Annotated in this window: 1 protein-coding gene; it reads left to right on the top strand. The window is 70.8% G+C overall.

Annotation, left to right across the window (positions count from 1 at the left end; translation table 11 throughout):
* Positions 1–158: 158 nt before the first annotated feature.
* Positions 159–469: sugar nucleotide-binding protein (locus tag E4T88_RS18885; protein ID WP_135107565.1), on the top strand; the 311-nt coding region annotated here is incomplete at its 3' end.

The following is a 469-nucleotide window of genomic DNA, read 5'->3' as shown; positions in this document are numbered from 1 at the left end:
CTCGGCTGGAAGCCCGCGGAAACCTTCGAGACCGGCATCCGCAAGACGGTGGAGTGGTATCTCGCCCATGCCGACTGGGTGGGCGCCGTGACCAGCGGCGCCTACCGCGACTGGATCGACCGCCAGTACCGCACGCCCGCCACGGAGGCTGCCGCCGCATGAACATCCTTCTCTTCGGCAAGGGCGGGCAGGTCGGCTGGGAACTGCAGCGCAGCCTGTCCGTGCTGGGCACGGTGACGGCCCTGGATTTCGACAGCACGGAGCACTGTGGAGACTTCTCCCGGCCGCAGTCCGTCGCGGACACCGTGCGCGCCCTGCGGCCCGACGTCATCGTGAACGCCGCCGCCCACACCGCGGTGGACAAGGCCGAGAGCGAGCCGGAATTCGCGCGCACCCTCAACGCCACCACGCCGGGCCTGCTGGCCGAAGAGGCCGCCCGCCTGGGGGCCCTGCTGGTGCACTACAGCAC

This window comes from Dysgonomonas mossii (genome assembly GCF_004569505.1).
GTDB lineage: Bacteria > Bacteroidota > Bacteroidia > Bacteroidales > Dysgonomonadaceae > Dysgonomonas.
This window is presented reverse-complemented; position numbering and strand designations above follow the sequence as displayed.